Origin of the sequence: Rhizobium sp. 18055, assembly GCF_902706285.1 — a bacterium.
In the GTDB taxonomy this organism is placed as follows: Bacteria; Pseudomonadota; Alphaproteobacteria; order Rhizobiales; family Rhizobiaceae; genus Rhizobium.
The window spans coordinates 1-18,183 of sequence record NZ_CACSKD010000008.1 but is presented as its reverse complement, the minus strand read 5'-3'; the positions used below and the strand labels follow the sequence as shown (position 1 = coordinate 18,183).

The window sequence follows — 18,183 nt, the reverse complement described above, 5'->3', positions numbered from 1 at the left end:
GCCTAAAACAGCTAAATCTCACAGCCATGTGAGGGAAAATGCTTCTGGTGAGAAAATATGTATCAAGTCCTGACCATTTTTGCGGTCGAATATGATGTTCGCGTTATCGCTGTTGCAGTGCTGTTTTGCCTGATTTCAATTTATCTGTACCTCACATGGCGCCATCCTGCCCGGCCGGTTTTCGGCTTCTCAAAGGCGGGCAGCGAACAGAGTTTCCAGCTTCTCGTCCAAGGCGTAACAGACTACGCCATCTATATGCTGGACCCTGATGGACGAGTGAGTAACTGGAACACGGGGGCGGAGCGAGCCAAAGGCTATACCGAGACGGAAATTGTCGGGAGGCACTATTCATGCTTCTACACCGCCGAGGACAAGCTGTCCGGTCTTCCAGGCATCAATCTGAGCATCGCTGCCGAAACGGGTAAATTCGAAGGTGAAGGCTGGCGTTTGCGCAAGGACGGCACGCGGCTTTGGGCGCACGTCGTTATCGATGCCATACGGTCGAAGGAAGGCGAACTGCTCGGGTTTGCCAAGATCACGCGTGATCGCACCGAGCAGATGCTGTCCGACGCCAAGCTCAAGAAAGCCTCCGATGATTTGCAGCTCGCGCTCACGCATATGGCCAACGCGATTTGCCTGTTCGACGAAGATGGCAAGCTGGCAATGCACAATCGTCGTCTCAGTGAAATAACGGGTGTGGATCCGTCGATTGATCTCACCGGAAAAACACTGGAAGAGCTTTGCCTCATCAATCCGACCAATGCCCAGGCGCGCCTTGGTCGCTACCAAGAGCTCATTCAGCAAGGTGGCGGCGAAGCGATCGTCGAGTTGCCGACCGGCAGGATCATCCGCAGCACCTGCATGCCGACAGACTCGACGGCGTGGGTCATGACGATAGAGGATGTGACGACGCGTGTTCAATCCGAGCGGCGTATAGCCCATCTTGCGCGACACGATGTCCTGACCGGACTCCCCAACCGCCGGCAATTCATCGACGCACTGGACAAGGCGATCGCCGAGTCCGGCGTCACGGGCTCACGGGTATCGGTCATCAACATCGACCTTGACCGCTTCAAGGACATTAACGATACCTATGGCCACGCCGCGGGCGACACTGTTCTGTGTGTGGTGTCGGAGCGTATGCAACGAAGTCTTCGCCCTGGCGAAATGGTCGCGCGCTTTGGCGGCGATGAGTTCGTCGCCATGAAGCACTACAGCCAGGCGGACCACTTGCATGAGTTCATTGCGCGCCTGCGCAAGGCTCTGACGGAAAACATCATCGTCAATATGGTTGAGATGAGGCCAGGAGCAAGCCTTGGCGTCGCCATCTATCCGATCGACGCAACGGATCGCGAAAAGCTGCTCGGCAATGCCGATATGGCCATGTACCGGGCAAAGGAAAATTTTGCAGAGACGGTCTGTTTCTATGAGGCCTCCATGGACGAGGCTGAGAGAGCACGCCGCGCCCTTGCGCTGGATATCTGGACCGGGTTGAAAGAGGGCCAGTTCTTCCTCAACTACCAAGTCCAGCGTGACGCGGGCACGCATGACGCCGTCGGCTATGAAGCGCTGCTGCGCTGGCGGCATCCCGTTCTCGGCATCGTGCCTCCCAATACGTTCATTCCGATTGCCGAGGAATGCGGTGCGATTTCCGCGCTGGGTGCATGGGTATTGCAACAGGCCTGCCGTGATGCGGTAACCTGGCCTCTCAACGAGAAAGTTGCCGTCAACCTGTCGCCGCTCCAGCTTTCAAACGTACAACTCGTGGACAAGGTTCGCGAGATCCTGCTGGAAACGGGTCTCCCCCCACACCGGCTGGAACTGGAGGTGACGGAGTCCGCAATCATCGGCGACAAGCAGCGCGCGCTTCATATCCTGCGTCAGATCAGGGCTATGGGGATCACCGTTGCCATTGATGACTTCGGGACGGGGTATTCTTCGCTCGAAACGCTGCGTTCCTTCCCGTTCGACAGGATCAAGCTTGACCGCAGTTTTGTCGCCGATCTCGCGACAAACAAGCAGTCGAAGGCTTTCGTTCGTGCCATTCTCGCCTTGGGAAAGAGCCTCGAGATACCCGTGCTTGCCGAAGGCATCGAAACCGAAGCGCAGATGACTGTTCTGACGCGGGAGGGATGCGACCAGTTCCAGGGATATTACTTCGGCAGGCCTGACGTTCTGGAAAAGGCTGTTCTGAGCGACCAACCTGTACGGAAGATGGCCTGATGCACAGCAATCAATTGAGGACAGTCTCCAAGCACGGAACGACAAAGCGCATCCGATTGCATCAGGCGCGGTTGGGCATGTTTGTCGAGGAGCTTGAGGGTGGTCAGCGCCATCGGCAGACTGCCGGCTTCATGATCGCTTCGCCGCAGGACATCGAGCGGGTTCTTCGCAGCAAGGTCATCAGCATTGTGATCAACACCGGCAAGGGTGTCGATGTGTTGAACACATCGCGCCCGGGCGGCTTGTATGATCCGAAGCAATTTGAAGCTGCGCTTTTTGCACGTCATTCCCAAGAGGAAATCCGAGAAGCCCAGGAGACCATCAAAGAGACCACGCCGCTCATTCGTGAGCTTTTCTCAGAGGCACGGCTCTCCGGTACTGTCGATATCCGTGACGCGCGCGCTGCCGCAGACCAGATCATATCGACTGCACAGAACAGTTCTGCGGCGATGATCGGCATTACGCGGTTGAAGAGCAAGGACGAGTATACGTTCCTGCATTCCCTGGCCGTCAGCGCTTTGATGGTGACCTTCGGCCGCACACTGGAGCTCAGTGAAGACACCATATCGACATTGGCCCTTGCGGGGCTGGTGCATGATATCGGCAAGGTCGCTCTGCCGCGTTCCATCCTGACGAAGACGGGGAAACTCAGCGATGAGGAGTTCGCGGTAATCAAGACGCACCCGGCGCGGGGTGCCGAGTTGCTGGCTCATTTTCAGGATCTGCCGCCGGCTGTCTTCGATATCTGCCTGCATCACCACGAGCGCTTTGACGGTGCCGGATATCCGCATGGCCTTGCGGGTAAAAAGATACCCTACGTGGCGCGGCTGGCCGCCATTTGCGACGTCTACGAAGCGATGACGACAATCCGGCCCTATAAGAAGGCTTGGACGCAGGCGCAGACGATCGACCTCATGCTGCGGTCGCCGGGTCACTTCGATCCGACGCTGCTTGGCGCATTTGTATCCAAGATGGTCATTTCAGGGGCGATCGCTTGAGAGCGATGGTCTCTGAACGATAATTTGGGCTGCTTGGTCTGTTGGGATGAAAAAGGACCGGCGCGGCGGCGCCGGTCCTTCCGAACGCTAGGCTGCAGCGAAGGGAACAGCCACGAAGGTTTTGTTGCCACCTCGCTGTACGAGAAGCAGCACGGACTTCTTCTCGGTCTTTGCTGCGTCTGCCACCGCGTTCTTAGCTTCATTCGCATCGCGAACGGTTTTGTCATTCACGGAGAGGATGATGTCTCCGGTCTGCAGGCCAGCCTTCGCGGCTGGCTTGTCAGGCGCGACATTGGCGACCACGGCACCTTCCACCTTCTGCGAAAGGCCAAGCCGCTCGCGGATGTCAGGTGTCAGGTCTGCAAGCCCGACGCCGATCTTCGGGCCGCTCGCAGCCTGCTTGTCGTCACCCTTGGCGCTGGCCAACTGCTGGCCGTCGTCGTTGCCGCCGATCGCGACCTTCAGATCGACACTCTTGCCACCGCGCCAGATCGTGACGGTCTGCTTGTCGCCCGGGGACAGATCGGCGACCAGACGCGACAGATCCTTCGGCGATGTCACATTGCCGCTGCCGACACTGGTCACGACGTCGCCAGCCTTGAAGCCGGCCTTGGCCGCAGGTGATTCTGCCGTCACATCGGCAACGAGTGCGCCCTGTGGTTTGGCAAGGCCGAGAGCATCGGCGACATCCTGGTTGACGGCCTGAATCTGGACCCCGAGATAGCCGTGTTCGATCGAACCGCTCTTCTGCAGCTTGGCAACGATCGTCTTGGCCTCATCCGAGGGAATGGCGAAGCCGACACCGACACTGCCGCCGTTCGGCGAATAGATGGCGGTGTTGATGCCGACGACATTGCCATCGCGGTCAACCAGCGGGCCGCCCGAATTGCCGTGGTTGATCGGCGCATCGATCTGGATGAAATCGTCGTACGGGCCGCTGTGCAGATCCCTGCCGCGTGCCGAGACGATACCGGCCGTGACCGTTGTGCCGATGCCGAAGGGATTGCCGATGGCGAGGATCTGGTCGCCGAGCTTCAGCTTGCTGGAATCGCCCCAGGCAATGGTCGGCAGTGGCTTCGGTGCCTCGATCTTGATAACGGCAAGGTCAGCCTTCGTGTCGGCGCCGATCAGTTTGCCCGGCAGTTCCGTTCCGTCATCGAGTGTCACCTTGATGTCGGTAGCATTGGCGATCACGTGGTTGTTGGTGACGATATAGCCTTCAGGGCTGACGATGAAGCCCGAACCGAGAGCCTGCGCATGTTCACCGGACTGCGGCTGCGGCGCCTGGCGCGGCATCGGGATACCCTGCTGCTCGAAGAATTGCTTGAACTGTTCCTGCATCTCCGAGTTGTCGGCGCTGTCTTCGGAATCTGCCGCCTTCGTGGTGGTAACGATGGTCACAACGGCTGGCTTGTCGGCATCGACGATGCTGGCAAACGAACCGTTGCCGCCAGCGGAAAGCGCGGCTGCTGCCGGCGATGCGACGGCGGGCGATGTTTCGAAGGCGTAGGGAAGCGAAGCCGCACCAACGATGATTGCTGCACCCAGCAAAGCAGCTGACCGGCGGCGATTGAGGATATTTGACATGGTGTCCGTCCTGAAAATGTGTTGCTCGATCGCGGGAGCTTTCGTCCGGAAAACTAAACGCGTGAGTTACATATGATTTGAGCGAACTATATTTTCAAATTAAATATACATTAGGTTTTCATTACGAAACGTCCATAGATTACAGCAATTTAATGTGTCACTACGAAAGTATATATTGGTGGCACGCAAGTGTAGCTGATCTCCACCTCTCCCGGCTGCGGATCGATCACGCAAGTTTGGGTTGTCCGGTGCCCCTCGCGACATGGCGCAGGCGCTCGGCAAAAACGCCATGGTTTTACCGCTTGCTGTTTTGCGTGCCGGCCCCGGCTCTGCTATGCATGTGTGCGCACAAAACGAAACTGAAGCGAAAGCACTCGCACTATGTTCCTGAGCGACCGTCAAACCGAAATCGTCGATATGGCCAAGTCGAAAGGCCGGATTTTTGTCGAGGAACTGGCCGCGCATTTCTCGGTGACGCCGCAGACCATTCGCAAGGACTTGAACGACATTTGCGACGCGCAGATCCTCACCCGGATACATGGTGGTGCGGTGTTTCCGAGCGGAACCGAGAATGTCAGATACGAGGCGCGGCGCCAGATTGCCTCTGGCGAGAAGCAGGCGATCGGCGTTGCCGCCGCCAGTCTCATTCCCAACAACGCTTCGCTGTTCATCAACATCGGCACGACGACCGAGGCGGTCGGTGAAGCACTGATCAATCATCATGAACTGATGGTGATTACCAACAACATCAACGTTGCCAACCGGTTGAGGCTGTTGCCCGCGATCGAGGTGGTCATCGCCGGCGGCGTGGTTCGCGGCGCTGATGGCGGTATCGTCGGGGAGGCGGCTGTCGATTTCATCCGGCAGTTCAAGGTCGATTACGCGGTGATCGGCACTTCCGCGATCGATGAGGACGGCGCGCTTCTCGATTACGACTTTCGCGAGGTGAAGGTGGCGCAGGCGATCATCGCCAATGCCCGACATGTCATACTTGTGGCCGACTCGACCAAATTCGAGCGAACAGCACCGGTTCGAATCGCGCAGCTGTCCCAGGTGCATACCTTCATCACCGACCGCTGTGTGGTTCCTTCCGTTCGGCAGTTCTGTCTCGATAACGACGTCAGGCTGATTGAAACGAACATGCAAAGACAGCTGCATCGCCCCGAGCCTGCCTGAGGCGCGCCTTTCGAGTTCCCTCCTATATGATTGTTTTGCCATGAGCATAGAAACTGTCCGCGCATTTCTCAGCGCATATGCCCCTGATATCACCGTTATCGAAACGGAGCAGAGTTCGGCGACCGTCGCGCAGGCTGCTGAAGCTCATGGCGTCGATCCCGCGCAGATCGCCAAGACGATATGCCTGCGTCTCGGAGATGAACCGATCCTGGTGGTGGCAGGCGGACTTGCGCGGCTCGATAACCGCAAGTTCAAGGATGCCTTTGGTTCAAAGGTCCGAATGCTGGGCGCCGATGAGGTCGTCGAGGTCACCAGCCACCCGGTCGGGGGTGTGTGCCCATTCGGGCTGCCGTCGCCGTTGCGGATTTATTGCGATGTCTCCCTCAGGCGTTTCGACCAGGTTGTGCCGGCTGCCGGATCGACGAATTCTGCGGTGAGAATAACGACAGACCGCCTTGCGGAGCTCACAAGCGCCACCTGGGTCGATGTGTGCCAGTGATCGCATTCACTGCCAGTGAACGAGCAGCGTGCAGACCTGAATTGTTCCGGCAGTTGTTCAACGAAATCCAGGTGCAAAGCTAATTACCATTCGATCGGCGAGCCGTCGTACGCAACGAACGATCCAGTCTCGCCGGTCTGGAGGTTGTCGAGCGTGCGTAGGATATTGGACGCCGCTGTCACCGCCGTGACGGTCTTGTGTCCTCGTGAGTATGGCGCCGACAACTTTGTCTCTACCGTGCCGGGATGAATTGCGACGACAGAAGCTGTTGGGTGGGTCCGCGCCATTTCGATCGAGGCGGTCCTGACAATTTGGTTGAGCGCCGCTTTCGCCGACCTGTACGATATCCAGCCGCCAATTCTGTTGTCGGCGATCGATCCGACCCTGGCGGAGAGAAATGCCGCAATTGTGCGATCTTGCCGCGATAAACGGGGCAGAAAATGCTTTGCGACCAGCGCAGGACCGATTGCGTTGGTCATGAACTGCGCCGCCATCACAGCAGGGTCGATGTGGCGTATCGACTTTTCCGGCGGTGTGCCATCGACGGTCAGCATACCCGTCGCACAGATCAGCAGATCGACCGGCTCACCGATCTCGACCACCTTTTCCGCGATTACGCGCTCGTTCGTGACGTCGAACCCGTCAATCGTTCTCGAGATCGCAACCAATTCGCCGATGCGGGGGTCAGATTCGAGATGAGCACAAAGAGCGGACCCGATGCCGCCGCTTGCACCGATGACAACCGCTCGGTAGCCCTGTCGAAGTGATCCAAGGCTGAAAGGTGACCCGTCTATTGGCGACTCTGCCTTGTTGTCGGAGAGTGTCACAGACTTGCTCCCAAGGCTTGTGAGAGTTTCCTTGCACTCAAGAATGCGGCCTCGACCCTGTTGCCGATGGTCCAATCCCCACATGCGGCCAGTCTGCTATCGACATCGATCAGCACGTCGTCTGCGCTAGCGACGTCCACATTGGCAAATCGCCAGCGGTGAATTTCGACAGCCGCGATGTTTGATGCAATGCCGGGCATCAACTTCGCCAGGTTGCCGAGCATAGCCGATCGAACGGCATCGAGGTCGCTCCCGATGTTTCGATCAGCCCAGGTGTTTTGGCAATGGACCACGAGCGACGGCTGAGCCGAGCGTTGCGGCTTGGATGAATTGTCCGCAACAAAACTGATGATCTCGTCGTCGTAGCGGAGCGCGCAGTGATCAGAAAGGGCAGGATATTCCAAGGTGATCATCAGCGTGAAACAGGCATTCATGTTCGCATTGGCAATCGGCTCGCGCCGACTGAAGCTGGCCGGCAACAGCGCCAAGGCTTGCGGCGCGGGGCATGCGGTGACAACCCAATCGAAAGGGCCGATCCGCTCCGATCCGACCGCGATCTCCCAACGGCATGGCACGCCTTCAATCGCATCGACCTTCGTTGCCAACCGCACGTCCAGACCGCGCGACAGCCATTTCGGCAAACCCGTCATGCCGGGCGTCCCGACAAACCTGGGTGATAGCACTGCTTCATGCCGGATGCCCGGAGACGTTCTCGAGCACGAGCCGATTGTGCCGGTCCAGGCTTGCACAATGCCTTCCTCGATTGCGGGCTCCAGCATTCTACGAAACGCATCGTCTCGGACCGTAAAATACTGCGCACCATGATCAAAGCCGCCCGCGCCCGCCCGGCGGGTTGCCATTCGACCGCCGACGCCACGGCTCTTTTCAAAAACGGTGACGTCGGCGATGTCGTGCAGTGACCTTGCCAGCGCCAGGCCCGCGATACCGGCACCCACAACTGCGATTTTCCGACGCTCGCTCATCATTTTTTCCTTTGTGAAATCACTACGCGGAAAACGCTCGCTCGGATCAGATCGGAGGTAGGGCATGCCGCACTCGTTGTTTGATCTACTTCGCTATTCCTGCCGTACAACCCGTGTTGAACAGTAAACGGAGCTTGACAGATGGATACGCTCTCACAACGTGATTGTGGCAGCATTGCCTATGGGCGACCGACTGCGGAAGAGGCTGAAGCAGCCGTCAGAACGTTGATCCGCTGGGCGGGCGATGATCCAGACCGGGAAGGCTTGCTGGAAACACCTGGCCGTGTTGCGAGAGCCTATCGCGAACTGTTTGGCGGCTATGACATAGCGCCGGAGGAGGTTCTGGCGAAGACCTTCGGAGACGTCGGCGGCTACAGCGACATGGTGCTGGTGAAATCCATCCCGTTTTTCTCGCATTGCGAACACCACATGGTGCCCTTCAAGGGGCAGGCGCATATTGCGTATATTCCTAACGAGCGAGTTCTCGGCCTGTCCAAGATCGCACGGCTCGTCGATATCTTTGCGAGGCGCCTTCAAACGCAGGAAGCGATGACCGCCCAGATCGCGAGTGCACTGACCGAATTTTTGAAACCCAGGGGCGTCGCCGTTTTGCTTGACGCAGAGCATATGTGCATGGCGATGCGAGGAGTGCAAAAGCAGGGCGCCACGACGGTCACCACGGCGTTCAAAGGCGATTTCGAGATGTCTGCGGCGCTTCAGTCCCGGTTCTTCTTGCTCGCCAGAAGCTGAGCCCACTGTACGCTAGACACTTGGAAGATTTTTTTACCGCTGTTCTGATCCGTATCCCGTTTTCCCCGTAATTGTGAACATGACGACGGAAATGCCGGTCCAACCGGTTCGCATCGAGTGATCGCCCCAAAGGCGCCGCCCCGATCAGCGTCTGAATTGGAACGAGAAGGTTGGCCCATTGGGGGAAGACGAAAAAAAAGCGAATGCAGTCAAAATCAATTCCTTGATGGCGGCGGTGGCTATATCGCGCGACGTCACCGCATTCGAAGAGCTGTACAAGTATTTTTCACCGCGTGTGCGGTCGTACATGATGCGGCTTACGAGGGGTGATCGGGTTCTTGCCGAGGAATTGACGCAGGAGACCATGATGAAAGTCTGGAAAAAGGCGGGCTTGTTCGATCCTGCAAAAGCTCAGGCATCGACATGGATATTCACGATCGCGCGCAATCAGCGGATCGACGCAATGCGCCGGACAGATCGCCCGGAATTCGACGCCCATGATCCCGCTTTTGTGCCCGACGAGACTGAAGCCGCCGATGCCGGTATCGAAAAGCGGCAGGACGCCCAGCAGCTACACCGTGCGATGCTGTCGCTGAAGGAAAAGTACGTCGAAGTGCTCCGGATGTCCTTTTTCGATGGAATGACCCATCCGGTGATCGCGGAAAAACTCAACCTCCCACTTGGTACGGTAAAATCGAGGATACGGCTTGCATGCGAGAAACTGCGTTTGGCACTTCAGGACGAACTCAAATGATCGAACACCATCTGGACGACGAAATGCTGCTCAGATATTCCGCCGGCACCTTGCCAGAGGGCTGGGGCGTTGCCGTCGCAACTCATCTTGCGCTTTGTCCGTCGTGCCGGGCAAAGCTTGGCGTGTTTGAAAGTGTCGGTGGCTACTTTCTCGACCGTGAAACGGCGGCCAACGACGATCAATCAGATGCCTGGTCCAAGGTGCATGCCAGAATTGAAGCAGGCGAAATCGATAAAGTCGTCGCGATCAGACGCGAAGGCAGCACAGATACGACATACCCTGAGCCCTTGAGATCCTATATCGCAAATACCGGCGGCCTGAAGTGGCGCCGAATGGGTGGCGGTGCCGCCCAGATGATCATTCCGACGTCAGACCCGACGACGACGGTACGGCTGCTCAAAATCCCTGCAGGCCAACCAGTTCCCGAACACTCGCATGCCGGGACCGAACTCACCCTCGTCCTGGAAGGGAGTTTCAGCGATGCCGTTTCCACCTTCGGCAGAGGCGACATTGAAATGGCTGACAGCGATCTGATGCATCAACCCCGCGCGAGCGAAGATCGGGATTGCATTTGCCTGGCTGTGACAGATGCGCCATTGCGCTTCAAAAGCAGATTCATGCGCTGGCTTCAGCCTATCCTGGGTATCTAAAGCAGATGCCGTTCGATGCCTGCTGATGTGTCAATGTTAGCCTTGGAAGCGGATAATCACCTGCAGTCCGCCACTGTCGACGTTCGCAACCTCAACTGCCAGATCATAGGCCTCGGCAATATCGCTGACGATTGCGAGGCCGATACCGGTTCCGGGCGTTTTCAGGTCAAGGCGCGTGCCGCGCTCCATCATGGTCGCGATTCCCTCAGGGCTCGCGCCGGGACCATTATCTTCGATCAGCAGGACAATGTTCCCATCCTGCCGCCGTGCAAGGATGCGGATGGTTGACCGGCTCCATTTCACCGCATTGTCGATAACGTTTCCTAGGAGTTCCTGCAGGTCGATGGGCTCAATTTGAACAACCAAACCATCTTCGACGTCGATGGTCCACGTCAACGTCTCGCCTCGCGGCGTCCGTCTCAGTGTCCGAGCAATCGTGTTGAGGGATGCGGCCAGATCCGTGTCAGACGGTCGCAAGACGACGCTTCCGACCATGCGACTGCGTGTGAGCTCCCGATCGACATGCGATCGCATGACGTCCGCCAGATGGGTCAGTTCATCGGCGATCTTGCCTTCGCCGCGTTCCCGCAGCGTCTCTGCGTCGTTGAACAGAACAGTCAACGGAGATTTCAGGCCGTGTGCCAGGTCCGCTGCCCGTGTGCGGGCCCGGGCAATAAGCTGAGACTGCGCTTCTAGCAATCGGTTGACGGCATCGACGATCGCCTGAAGTTCCTTCGGAAAGGAGCCGTCCAGACGATCCGACTTGCGCTCACGGATGCGATCAAGCCCTTCGGTGACCGACGAAAGCGGCCTCAATCCGTAAGTCAACTGCGCCAGTGACGCGGCAATCAGGAAAACGGCAAGCGCCACCATGTAGGGAATGATATCCAGAGCGAACGTATGGCTGGGCCCCGTGACCTCGGAGGCGTTGATTGCCGCAGCGACGCGGATCGCTCGCCTGCCGTCTGGAGCGGCGACAATGATCTTTCGCTCCTGTACGATAAGGTCGGCTTTGTCAGGGCCCTGAAGATGGTAGCGATCGATGGTGCCGGTTTCCTGCCCGTCCTCTGGCAAGGGAAGCGAATAGTCCCAGAGGGATGCTGAGCGTAGCTGGTCGCCGCGCTGGTCGTCTTCCACCTGCCAATACAGGCCGCTGTAGGATTGATCAAAGCGCCCATCGACGGGGCGATCGGAAAGCTCAATCTTTCCGTCGCCGGCAAAACGCAACGCTCCTGCAATGTTGTTGATGTGAGCTGTCAGCTCGTGGTCGATCCGTCGTTCAAGATTGCGCGTGAACAGCGCAATCATCACCAGGCTTGCCATGAGCAGGGCAAGAGCGACACTGACCAGTGAGACCATCAGGAAGCGACGGCGTATCGAGCGCATCAGATGCTGCTTCCGTTGATGCGATAGCCATAGCCCCGCCGTGTCGCAATGAACTCGTGGCCAAGCTTGCGACGCAGACGCGCAACAAGAACCTCTACGGAATTGCTGTCACGTTCGAAGTCCTGGGCGTAGAGCTGCTCCGTCAATTCGATCTGGCCAACGTGACGCTCACCGTTGTTCGCAAGGAACGCAAGACACCGGTATTCAAGGGGGGTGAGGTCGATCGGCAGGCCGAGACGCGTGACAGTCTTTGTCCTGAGATCGATGGTCACGTCGCCGAAGCTGACGGTGGAACTTGCTTGTCCGGCACTGCGCCGAATGATCGCCCGCAGACGCGCCAGCAGTTCCGCCATCTGGAATGGCTTCGCCAGGTAGTCGTCGGCTCCGGCATCGATACCCTCGACGCGTTCCTGCCAGTTTCCGCGCGCAGTCAATACCAAGACCGGGGTCGTGCGGCCCTCGGAGCGCCAGCGTTTGAGAACGGACAGACCGTCCATCCGGGGCAGTCCGAGATCAAGTACGATCGCGGCAAATTCTTCTGCATCGCCCGTAAACCAGCCGGCCTCGCCGTCCCTTTCGTGGACCACAACGAAACCTGCGCGCTCAAGATGAACGATAACATCGCGTGCGATGAGTAGATCGTCTTCGACGAGCATCACTCTCATTCGTCGTTCTCGATTTCGAGGATCACCCCGGACGCCGCATCGACCTCGACCTCGACCAATCTGTTGGCGGAGTTCAGAATCCGGAAATCATAGACTGTCGCACCGTTCTCCTGATCCACCGATGTCGAGACGATTTCGCCGGGTACCTTGGTCATCACAGTATCACGGAGGTCGGCAAGTGATTTGATTTCACCCCTTCTTACGCGGTCGCGCAACATATCGCGCGCCTGGTCCTGGCTTGTCATATTTGCCTTATCGTCGTCATCAGCGCGGAGAAGCGATGCCGTCCCAAAGGTCAGCCCTGTGAAAATCGCAAAGGCCATTCCGGCCTTTGCGATACATCCCGATGCTTTGTCGCGCGCGTGTTTCATTCCCAATCAATACCACCGTGAAGCTGAAGTTTCGCTGACAATTCGCGTCAGCTATCGCTCAGCTCCCTTCGCTTAGTTTGCAGTCAACGGTTCGGAGCAAGGGTGCCCGGCCGGGTCAACGAAGGATACGGACAATGAAGAAAATCATGATTGCCTCCCTGTTCGCTGCCTCCCTGCTTGGTGGCGTCGCCCATGCCGAAGACGCTGGAAAGTGCGGCGACATTCCGCAAGCCAACTGGATGACGAAGGATGCCATCAAGACCAAGGCCGTCGGCATGGGCTTCGATGTCCGCCAGGTAAAAGCCGAAAAGGGTTGCTACGAGGTCTACGGCGTGAAGGACGGCAAGAAGATCGAGGCGCTGTTCAACCCTGAAACCGGCGCTCAGGTCGGCATCGACGGAGACGATTGATGTGTGACGCCGAGCAGAACATGCAAGGCTCTGTTTCCGGTCGCCAGCGGCGACCGGAACGGATCAAGGTCTGGGATCCCATCGTCAGAACCTTCCATTGGGCGTTGGTCGGGTTCTTCACCTTCTCGTTTTTCACGGGAGGGGAATGGAAGTCGGCGCATATCCTGTCTGGCTATACGATCGGCAGCCTCGTCGCGATCCGGGTCTTGTGGGGCCTCTTCGGCTCCGAGCACGCGCGGTTTGTCAACTTCGTCCGCAATCCCGTGACCGTCATCGGCTTCCTGGCGGACACGGCAAGATTGCGGGCAAAGCGCTATATCGGCCACAATCCGGCCGGCGGAGCGATGGTCATCGCTTTGCTCTTGATCATATCGGGTATCGTGACGACCGGATACATGATGACGACGGATGCCTACTGGGGCGTCGAATGGGTGGAGGATACCCACCAGACACTGGTCTATTCTACGCTGGGCCTTATCGTTTTCCACGTCGTCGGGGTGGTGCTGGCCAGCGTCGAGCATCGGGAGAACCTGGTGCACGCCATGATCACGGGCTGGAAACGCCGGAGTTGAAGTTAGCCGCGTTCAGTTTCCTGTCAGTATCATTTCATATGCGCTCCCCTGGGCTGCTCAAACTAAAAGGTGAACACCACATGCGATTTACCAGATACACCGTTGCTGCCATTGCCTTTGCATGTCTTGCAACGCCATCATTTGCCGCGACGACAATCAAGGTTGTCGAAGGCGGTGAGGGTGGCGGGCCAATGACCCTGACGCTCGACCAACCGTCTGTAAAAGCTGGCGAAACGACGTTCATGGTTCACAACGATGCCATGACCGAAGAGCACGAAATGGTGCTGGTCAAGCTGAAGTCAGTCGACCAGAAAATTCCGTACATCGATGCAAAACACCGCATCGACGAGAAGCAGTTGAAAAGCATGGGTGAGGTGTCCGAGCTGAAGCCGGGTGCTGATGGCCTGTTGAAGACAAAGCTGGCACCGGGCTCCTATCTGCTGGTGTGCAACATCAAGGGCCATTACGAAGCTGGCATGCATGCCATGCTGACGGTCACCAACTAGCACCTAAATAACAAGCGAAAATGTCTATCGATGCTGGCGATCTCGGCATATTGTCGATCGCCGGCATCACAGGCTTCCGCGACAAGGGCGCAGATCCATTGCAACCAATCTCATTTTCTGTTCCGCAACGCGTCCTTCATTGGCTGACCGCCGCGCTGGTTTTCTTCAATCTGCTGCTACCGGATGGTATGAACGAGTGGCATCGCAGCATGAGGCGAACGGGCTCAGCGTCGGCCGACCAGATCGCCAGCGCCAATATCCATTCCTATGTCGGCATTGCCATATTGCTGCTTGTGATCCTGCGTCTGGTCCTCCGGTTCTACCAGGGCACGCCTCCCGCGCCATCGAAGGAGCCCGCGATCTTCCAATGGGCGGCCAAAGTCGCGCATGTGGTTCTTTATCTCCTCCTGCTTGCCATGCCGGTGACAGGGGTGGCCGCCTATTATCTGGGGTATGAGAGCATCGGTGGCATTCATGCCGATATTCTGAAGGTTGTCCTCTGGGCCGTGCTGGCTGCTCATGTCCTCGGCGTATTCGTGCACCAGTTCTACTGGAAAACGAACGTTCTTCGTCGGATGACGGTCGGCTGATCTTTGGGCAACGGACAATCATATTCCTGGCGCGGCTTGTCGTGCGCCGCTCTCGCCGCCGGTCGAGCTTCGTTGCAAATAACGAAGTGATCAAATCTGGATTCATTTCTTTTACTACTTGTCTATACGAAGGGAACATCCTCAATCCGAATTAAAAAACGGAGCGATATGTGAAGAAAGACAAGCTTCTGACCCGTGAAATTTCTGTTGTTGCCAAACGTGCAGACGCCATGAAACCCAATCTGCTGGATCTGGACACGATGGCGAGGTTCCTTTCCTACGAATTCCCCCATCGCTCAAGAGACGAAGTGAAAGAGCTTCTACAACGTCACTTCGAGGACGCTGGCCTCTCCTGGAAATCACCGGACTGAGCTGGCTTTCGATGCGGCCGCGACGGCGAAGTTCGCCTGCTAGCCAAGGTTGTTTTTGACGAGCTCGCCGTCCTTCATGATGATCGGAAAATTCTTTCCGGGGTCTTCGATCAACGCGATATCGGCAATGGGATCGCCATCGACAAGCAGGATATCCGCCAAGGCACCTTCCTCAATCACCCCGAGCTTGCCCTCGTATGGACTACGAAGGCCTGAAAGTGCGAGCAGTTCGCCATTGTCTGCCGTCGCCATTTTCAACACTTCGGCGGGTTTGTACCACCGGGTCAGCTTAGACAACTGTGCACCCTGCCGTGTCGCGACCTTTGCGTCGAAGAGCGTATCGGTTCCCCAGGCCGTCTTGATCCTGTGCTTTTTGGCGAGCGCATAGGCATTGTCGGTGCCTGAGAACATTTGAAGCTGCTTTTTCCGGTTCGCAGAGCCTTCTGCGAAGGGCGTCGCATCCTCATCGTCAAGAAAGGGCTGGAGGCACCACCAGATGCCCATTTCAGCCATCGTCGCGACCGTAGCATCATCCAGCAGGTTGCCATGCTCGATGCATTTGACGCCGGCCTTCAATGCCTGCTGAACAGCCTTCGGTGTATAGGCATGGACCGTTGCGTAGGTGCCCCAGTTCTCCGCAGCACCAACGGCAGCCTGAATCTCTTCGAGCGTGAACTGCGTAACGTCGAGAGGATCATATGCCGACGACACGCCGCCGCCGGCCATCAGCTTGATCTGAGACGCGCCAAGGGCCAGTTGCTCGCGGGCGCGTTTGCGAACATCGCCAGGATCATCGGCGATGGCGGCAGCTCCAACACGCTCGGAGAAGCTGAAATCACCAGGCGCTGCCGGCAGCTCATTCGGAAGTCTGAAGTCGCCATGTCCACCCGTCTGCGAGATGAACGCGCCCGACGGCCAGATGCGCGGCCCCGGCACCAGCCCCATGTCAATGCCTCGCTTGAGGCCAAGGCATGGCCCGCCCATATCGCGGATCGTCGTGAACCCTCGCTGCAGCGTATCGGCGGCCGCTTTCACTGCCGCCACATTGATGAAGCCGATATCCGACGTCAGAATTGCCATTTGGGGGATGGTCGCGAACATGATGTGGGTATGAGCATCGATCATGCCGGGCATCAGCGTGCGGCCACCGCCTTTTATCCGGGTGACGGTGATGTCAGCAGGAGGCGTGATCGGCGTCGCCGAGATCGCGCTGATGACATTGCCGACAACCAGCACGTTCGAGGCTTTCGACAGCATCTCGGAACGCCCGTCAAAGATCCGGACCTCCTCGAACAGGACGCCTTTCGCCTTCTTCGACTGGGCTTGCGCACTGTCCGGCAAAAATGACAGCCCGAGGGTGGTCAGCAATGCCCCCGCGCCAAGCAATGCGGTTCGACGGGAAAATTCTGTGTTCATCCGCAACGTCAATTCCTGCAGCCGCCGATCGCAGCACAGGCATGCCCCGGCGTCCACAAGATCCCCGTACTTGCGCCCAAACCTGCCAACCATGCCGGCATCCCCTTGCTGTCGCTAATGCAAGTGACACTAGCATTTCATCCTTGCCTGGCAACTGCTTGGCAGCGCTGGCGCGTAAACAAGGTTCTTGGGTAGCGTATAGGTGGTTTGGGCAACATCGAGGTGAGAAGCGCGCCGTTCTGTTTCTACGTTGATGGCCAGCTCGTGCAGACAAGTCAGGACGAGGAAATTCTTCATAACGAACTGGCACTCAAGATCACCACGACGAACTTGAGCGGGGGCGCGTCCTATCGTGCCTACGAGGCCGACATTGGCGGCTTTGGCGTCGGATCGAAACTAAGCTGGAATGCCCAAGCGTATTTGGGATATCGAACAATGGTCGCGGACCATCCGACCGTTCTTCGAATTGGGTATCGCGCGCTTTCCCAGGATTACGAGTCCGACGATTTTACCGGTTCCAACAAGTTCAAGTGGGACGTTGTCCAGCATGGTCCGGTGATTGGCATTCTCAATGCAGTTCTAGGCGCGCGCTGCGGACTTTTTCACGCTTGAGCCAGCTTGGTCATGCGAAGCGTTGCCCTAACGGCAGGAATGGCGTCAGGGCTTGCTTGTTCCCGGCCTCCCTGTCCCGGCGGCCAGATCTTTCCGGGATCGTTTTTCCCTGGCACTCTGCAAGGCTTGATCGACAAGCGGTGCGTCGGTTGGCTTGCTTCGCTGATTGCGAGTGGACGCGTCGTCAGGACAGTCGGGGATGTCATTTTCGGTGTTGCTGGTCATGGTATCTTTCCTTTCGAGGAGCGGCCAACGGATTGCCGACCGCTCCCCGGCTCCGAGCGTCCGCCGCCTGGCGCTCGAGGAGTGGCATACCATAACCGCGCAGGGCCGCGCGCGGTATCCCGCATATAAAACTCCGGGATGCTGTCGCATCGATATGACACTCGCTCGACCAGCCCTCGGTGAACACGACGCAATCTCAATACGTTCGCCTGTGGACATCCTGTGGAAAACCTGTGCACGAAATGGAAAACGTACTGCAAATGTTCCGGTTTCGTTCGACGTCTTGCTTGCCGGAATTTGCGACTCGCATCAGATTGACCGCAACCAATCCCCTGCACCGCCGCAATCGACGCTGAGGAATGGTGATGGGCGCTCCCTTTCGGTCGAGCGCCCTTTTTCGTTGGAGCAGGGTGTTTTGCAGGTTCCCAATATCACCGAAGCGTTGCCGCGGCGGCGGACCTCGCCTGCGCTTGGGGTAAAAACGTTCGTCAAAGCCGTTGCTTACGACCATCGGGGCAACGACGGACCACAGCATAGCGAAGCGCTTTTCTGCTCCTCCAGCCAGGATGCCCAGGAGCGTACCGCGATCAATGTCAGTCTGCGGGGGGGGGG

Annotated in this window: 20 protein-coding genes and 1 pseudogene; 14 read left to right on the top strand and 7 right to left on the bottom strand. The window is 57.8% G+C overall.

From position 1 onward, the window contains the following. Positions 1 to 57 precede the first annotated feature (57 nt). The gene (locus GVL52_RS15260; RefSeq protein ID WP_160008550.1) at positions 58 to 2,223 is read left to right on the top strand and encodes an EAL domain-containing protein; all 2,166 of its coding nucleotides are present in this window, start codon (positions 58 to 60) and stop codon (positions 2,221 to 2,223) included. Continuing rightward, positions 2,223 to 3,221: an HD-GYP domain-containing protein gene (locus tag GVL52_RS15255; protein ID WP_160008548.1), complete on the top strand. Its 999-nt coding sequence runs from the start codon at positions 2,223 to 2,225 to the stop codon at positions 3,219 to 3,221. Before GVL52_RS15260 ends, GVL52_RS15255 begins: the two co-directional genes overlap by 1 nt. Before the next feature lie 87 nt (positions 3,222 to 3,308). Here the strand turns inward: GVL52_RS15255 and GVL52_RS15250 are convergent, their stop codons facing one another. Beyond that, entirely contained in the window at positions 3,309 to 4,808 is a 1,500-nt protein-coding gene (locus GVL52_RS15250; protein ID WP_160008546.1) for a DegQ family serine endoprotease, read from the bottom strand. 381 nt (positions 4,809 to 5,189) lie between these two features. Between GVL52_RS15250 and GVL52_RS15245 the strand changes: the two genes are divergently transcribed. Together GVL52_RS15245 and GVL52_RS15240 are read left to right on the top strand one after the other, a co-directional pair. Further along, positions 5,190 to 5,984: a DeoR/GlpR family DNA-binding transcription regulator gene (locus GVL52_RS15245; RefSeq protein WP_160008544.1), complete on the top strand. Its 795-nt coding sequence runs from the start codon at positions 5,190 to 5,192 to the stop codon at positions 5,982 to 5,984. A 40-nt stretch (positions 5,985 to 6,024) separates the two neighbouring features. Beyond that, positions 6,025 to 6,483 carry a YbaK/EbsC family protein gene (locus tag GVL52_RS15240; RefSeq protein ID WP_160008542.1) on the top strand — a complete coding sequence of 153 codons (459 nt, stop codon included), beginning with the start codon at positions 6,025 to 6,027 and terminating at the stop codon, positions 6,481 to 6,483. A gap of 83 nt (positions 6,484 to 6,566) precedes the next feature. Here GVL52_RS15240 and GVL52_RS15235 read toward each other — a convergent pair whose 3' ends face one another. Beyond that, complete coding sequence (locus GVL52_RS15235) at positions 6,567 to 7,310, bottom strand: SDR family NAD(P)-dependent oxidoreductase (protein WP_244619183.1); 744 nt, start codon at positions 7,308 to 7,310, stop codon at positions 6,567 to 6,569. Further along, entirely contained in the window at positions 7,307 to 8,359 is a 1,053-nt protein-coding gene (locus GVL52_RS15230; protein ID WP_160008538.1) for an NAD(P)/FAD-dependent oxidoreductase, read from the bottom strand. The genes GVL52_RS15235 and GVL52_RS15230 overlap by 4 nt, the downstream gene beginning before the upstream one ends. A 75-nt stretch (positions 8,360 to 8,434) precedes the next feature. On the opposite strand from GVL52_RS15230, the gene folE reads away from it, so the two are divergent. From folE to GVL52_RS15215, 3 genes are all read left to right on the top strand, one after another. Then, on the top strand, positions 8,435 to 9,043 hold the full coding sequence (folE, locus tag GVL52_RS15225) for a GTP cyclohydrolase I FolE (protein WP_160008536.1): 609 nt from the start codon (positions 8,435 to 8,437) through the stop codon (positions 9,041 to 9,043). A 178-nt stretch (positions 9,044 to 9,221) separates the two neighbouring features. Further along, the gene (locus tag GVL52_RS15220) at positions 9,222 to 9,797 is read left to right on the top strand and encodes a sigma-70 family RNA polymerase sigma factor (protein WP_244619182.1); all 576 of its coding nucleotides are present in this window, start codon (positions 9,222 to 9,224) and stop codon (positions 9,795 to 9,797) included. Beyond that, positions 9,794 to 10,447, top strand: coding sequence for a ChrR family anti-sigma-E factor (locus GVL52_RS15215; RefSeq protein ID WP_160008534.1), 654 nt, complete (start codon positions 9,794 to 9,796; stop codon positions 10,445 to 10,447). The genes GVL52_RS15220 and GVL52_RS15215 overlap by 4 nt, the downstream gene beginning before the upstream one ends. A 36-nt stretch (positions 10,448 to 10,483) precedes the next feature. On the opposite strand, the gene GVL52_RS15210 is transcribed toward GVL52_RS15215, so the two are convergent. From GVL52_RS15210 to GVL52_RS15200, 3 genes are read right to left on the bottom strand one after another with little or no spacing between them, the layout of a single operon-like run. Further along, positions 10,484 to 11,833, bottom strand: a complete 1,350-nt coding sequence (locus tag GVL52_RS15210) for a HAMP domain-containing sensor histidine kinase (RefSeq protein ID WP_244619181.1) — start codon at positions 11,831 to 11,833, stop codon at positions 10,484 to 10,486. Further along, positions 11,833 to 12,498 carry a response regulator transcription factor gene (locus tag GVL52_RS15205; RefSeq protein WP_160008532.1) on the bottom strand — a complete coding sequence of 222 codons (666 nt, stop codon included), beginning with the start codon at positions 12,496 to 12,498 and terminating at the stop codon, positions 11,833 to 11,835. The genes GVL52_RS15210 and GVL52_RS15205 overlap by 1 nt, the downstream gene beginning before the upstream one ends. After that, positions 12,495 to 12,716 (bottom strand): PepSY domain-containing protein, encoded by a 222-nt coding sequence (locus GVL52_RS15200; RefSeq protein ID WP_280179106.1) that lies wholly within the window; start codon positions 12,714 to 12,716, stop codon positions 12,495 to 12,497. Before GVL52_RS15200 ends, GVL52_RS15205 begins: the two co-directional genes overlap by 4 nt. A gap of 287 nt (positions 12,717 to 13,003) precedes the next feature. Here GVL52_RS15200 and GVL52_RS15195 point away from each other — a divergent pair, with 287 nt between their 5' ends. The 5 genes from GVL52_RS15195 to GVL52_RS15175 all read left to right on the top strand — a co-directional run bounded on the left by GVL52_RS15195 (position 13,004) and on the right by GVL52_RS15175 (position 15,318). Beyond that, positions 13,004 to 13,279, top strand: a complete 276-nt coding sequence (locus GVL52_RS15195; protein WP_160008528.1) for a PepSY domain-containing protein — start codon at positions 13,004 to 13,006, stop codon at positions 13,277 to 13,279. Then, positions 13,279 to 13,851 (top strand): cytochrome b/b6 domain-containing protein, encoded by a 573-nt coding sequence (locus tag GVL52_RS15190; protein WP_244619180.1) that lies wholly within the window; start codon positions 13,279 to 13,281, stop codon positions 13,849 to 13,851. Before GVL52_RS15195 ends, GVL52_RS15190 begins: the two co-directional genes overlap by 1 nt. A gap of 80 nt (positions 13,852 to 13,931) precedes the next feature. After that, positions 13,932 to 14,357, top strand: coding sequence for a sulfocyanin-like copper-binding protein (locus GVL52_RS15185; protein ID WP_160008918.1), 426 nt, complete (start codon positions 13,932 to 13,934; stop codon positions 14,355 to 14,357). Between the two features lie 56 nt (positions 14,358 to 14,413). After that, positions 14,414 to 14,947: a cytochrome b gene (locus GVL52_RS15180; RefSeq protein ID WP_244619202.1), complete on the top strand. Its 534-nt coding sequence runs from the start codon at positions 14,414 to 14,416 to the stop codon at positions 14,945 to 14,947. A gap of 170 nt (positions 14,948 to 15,117) precedes the next feature. Next, positions 15,118 to 15,318 carry a hypothetical protein gene (locus tag GVL52_RS15175; protein WP_160008524.1) on the top strand — a complete coding sequence of 67 codons (201 nt, stop codon included), beginning with the start codon at positions 15,118 to 15,120 and terminating at the stop codon, positions 15,316 to 15,318. Between the two features lie 39 nt (positions 15,319 to 15,357). Here the strand turns inward: GVL52_RS15175 and GVL52_RS15170 are convergent, their stop codons facing one another. Further along, positions 15,358 to 16,734, bottom strand: a complete 1,377-nt coding sequence (locus GVL52_RS15170; protein WP_244619179.1) for an amidohydrolase family protein — start codon at positions 16,732 to 16,734, stop codon at positions 15,358 to 15,360. A gap of 207 nt (positions 16,735 to 16,941) precedes the next feature. Between GVL52_RS15170 and GVL52_RS15165 the strand changes: the two are divergent. After that, positions 16,942 to 17,346 (top strand): annotated as a pseudogene (locus GVL52_RS15165) (hypothetical protein); the annotation flags it as partial. 199 nt (positions 17,347 to 17,545) lie between these two features. Continuing rightward, positions 17,546 to 18,183, top strand: a 638-nt coding sequence (locus tag GVL52_RS15160; protein WP_160008518.1) for a hypothetical protein, incomplete at its 3' end; no start/stop codon positions are given.

Excerpts from the sequence above, each read along its gene's own strand:
- GVL52_RS15210 (WP_244619181.1), bottom strand. The coding sequence starts at position 11,833 with ATGCGCTCGATACGCCGTCGCTTCCTGATGGTCTCACTGGTCAGTGTC.
- GVL52_RS15200 (WP_280179106.1), bottom strand. The coding sequence starts at position 12,716 with ATGTTGCGCGACCGCGTAAGAAGGGGTGAAATCAAATCACTTGCCGAC.
- GVL52_RS15215 (WP_160008534.1), top strand. The coding sequence starts at position 9,794 with ATGATCGAACACCATCTGGACGACGAAATGCTGCTCAGATATTCCGCC.
- GVL52_RS15185 (WP_160008918.1), top strand. The coding sequence starts at position 13,932 with ATGCGATTTACCAGATACACCGTTGCTGCCATTGCCTTTGCATGTCTT.
- GVL52_RS15255 (WP_160008548.1), top strand. The coding sequence starts at position 2,223 with ATGCACAGCAATCAATTGAGGACAGTCTCCAAGCACGGAACGACAAAG.
- GVL52_RS15195 (WP_160008528.1), top strand. The coding sequence starts at position 13,004 with ATGAAGAAAATCATGATTGCCTCCCTGTTCGCTGCCTCCCTGCTTGGT.
- GVL52_RS15240 (WP_160008542.1), top strand. The coding sequence starts at position 6,025 with ATGAGCATAGAAACTGTCCGCGCATTTCTCAGCGCATATGCCCCTGAT.
- GVL52_RS15170 (WP_244619179.1), bottom strand. The coding sequence starts at position 16,734 with ATGAACACAGAATTTTCCCGTCGAACCGCATTGCTTGGCGCGGGGGCA.
- GVL52_RS15250 (WP_160008546.1), bottom strand. The coding sequence starts at position 4,808 with ATGTCAAATATCCTCAATCGCCGCCGGTCAGCTGCTTTGCTGGGTGCA.
- GVL52_RS15205 (WP_160008532.1), bottom strand. The coding sequence starts at position 12,498 with ATGAGAGTGATGCTCGTCGAAGACGATCTACTCATCGCACGCGATGTT.
- folE (WP_160008536.1), top strand. The coding sequence starts at position 8,435 with ATGGATACGCTCTCACAACGTGATTGTGGCAGCATTGCCTATGGGCGA.
- GVL52_RS15260 (WP_160008550.1), top strand. The coding sequence starts at position 58 with ATGTATCAAGTCCTGACCATTTTTGCGGTCGAATATGATGTTCGCGTT.
- GVL52_RS15230 (WP_160008538.1), bottom strand. The coding sequence starts at position 8,359 with ATGCCCTACCTCCGATCTGATCCGAGCGAGCGTTTTCCGCGTAGTGAT.
- GVL52_RS15190 (WP_244619180.1), top strand. The coding sequence starts at position 13,279 with ATGTGTGACGCCGAGCAGAACATGCAAGGCTCTGTTTCCGGTCGCCAG.
- GVL52_RS15245 (WP_160008544.1), top strand. The coding sequence starts at position 5,190 with ATGTTCCTGAGCGACCGTCAAACCGAAATCGTCGATATGGCCAAGTCG.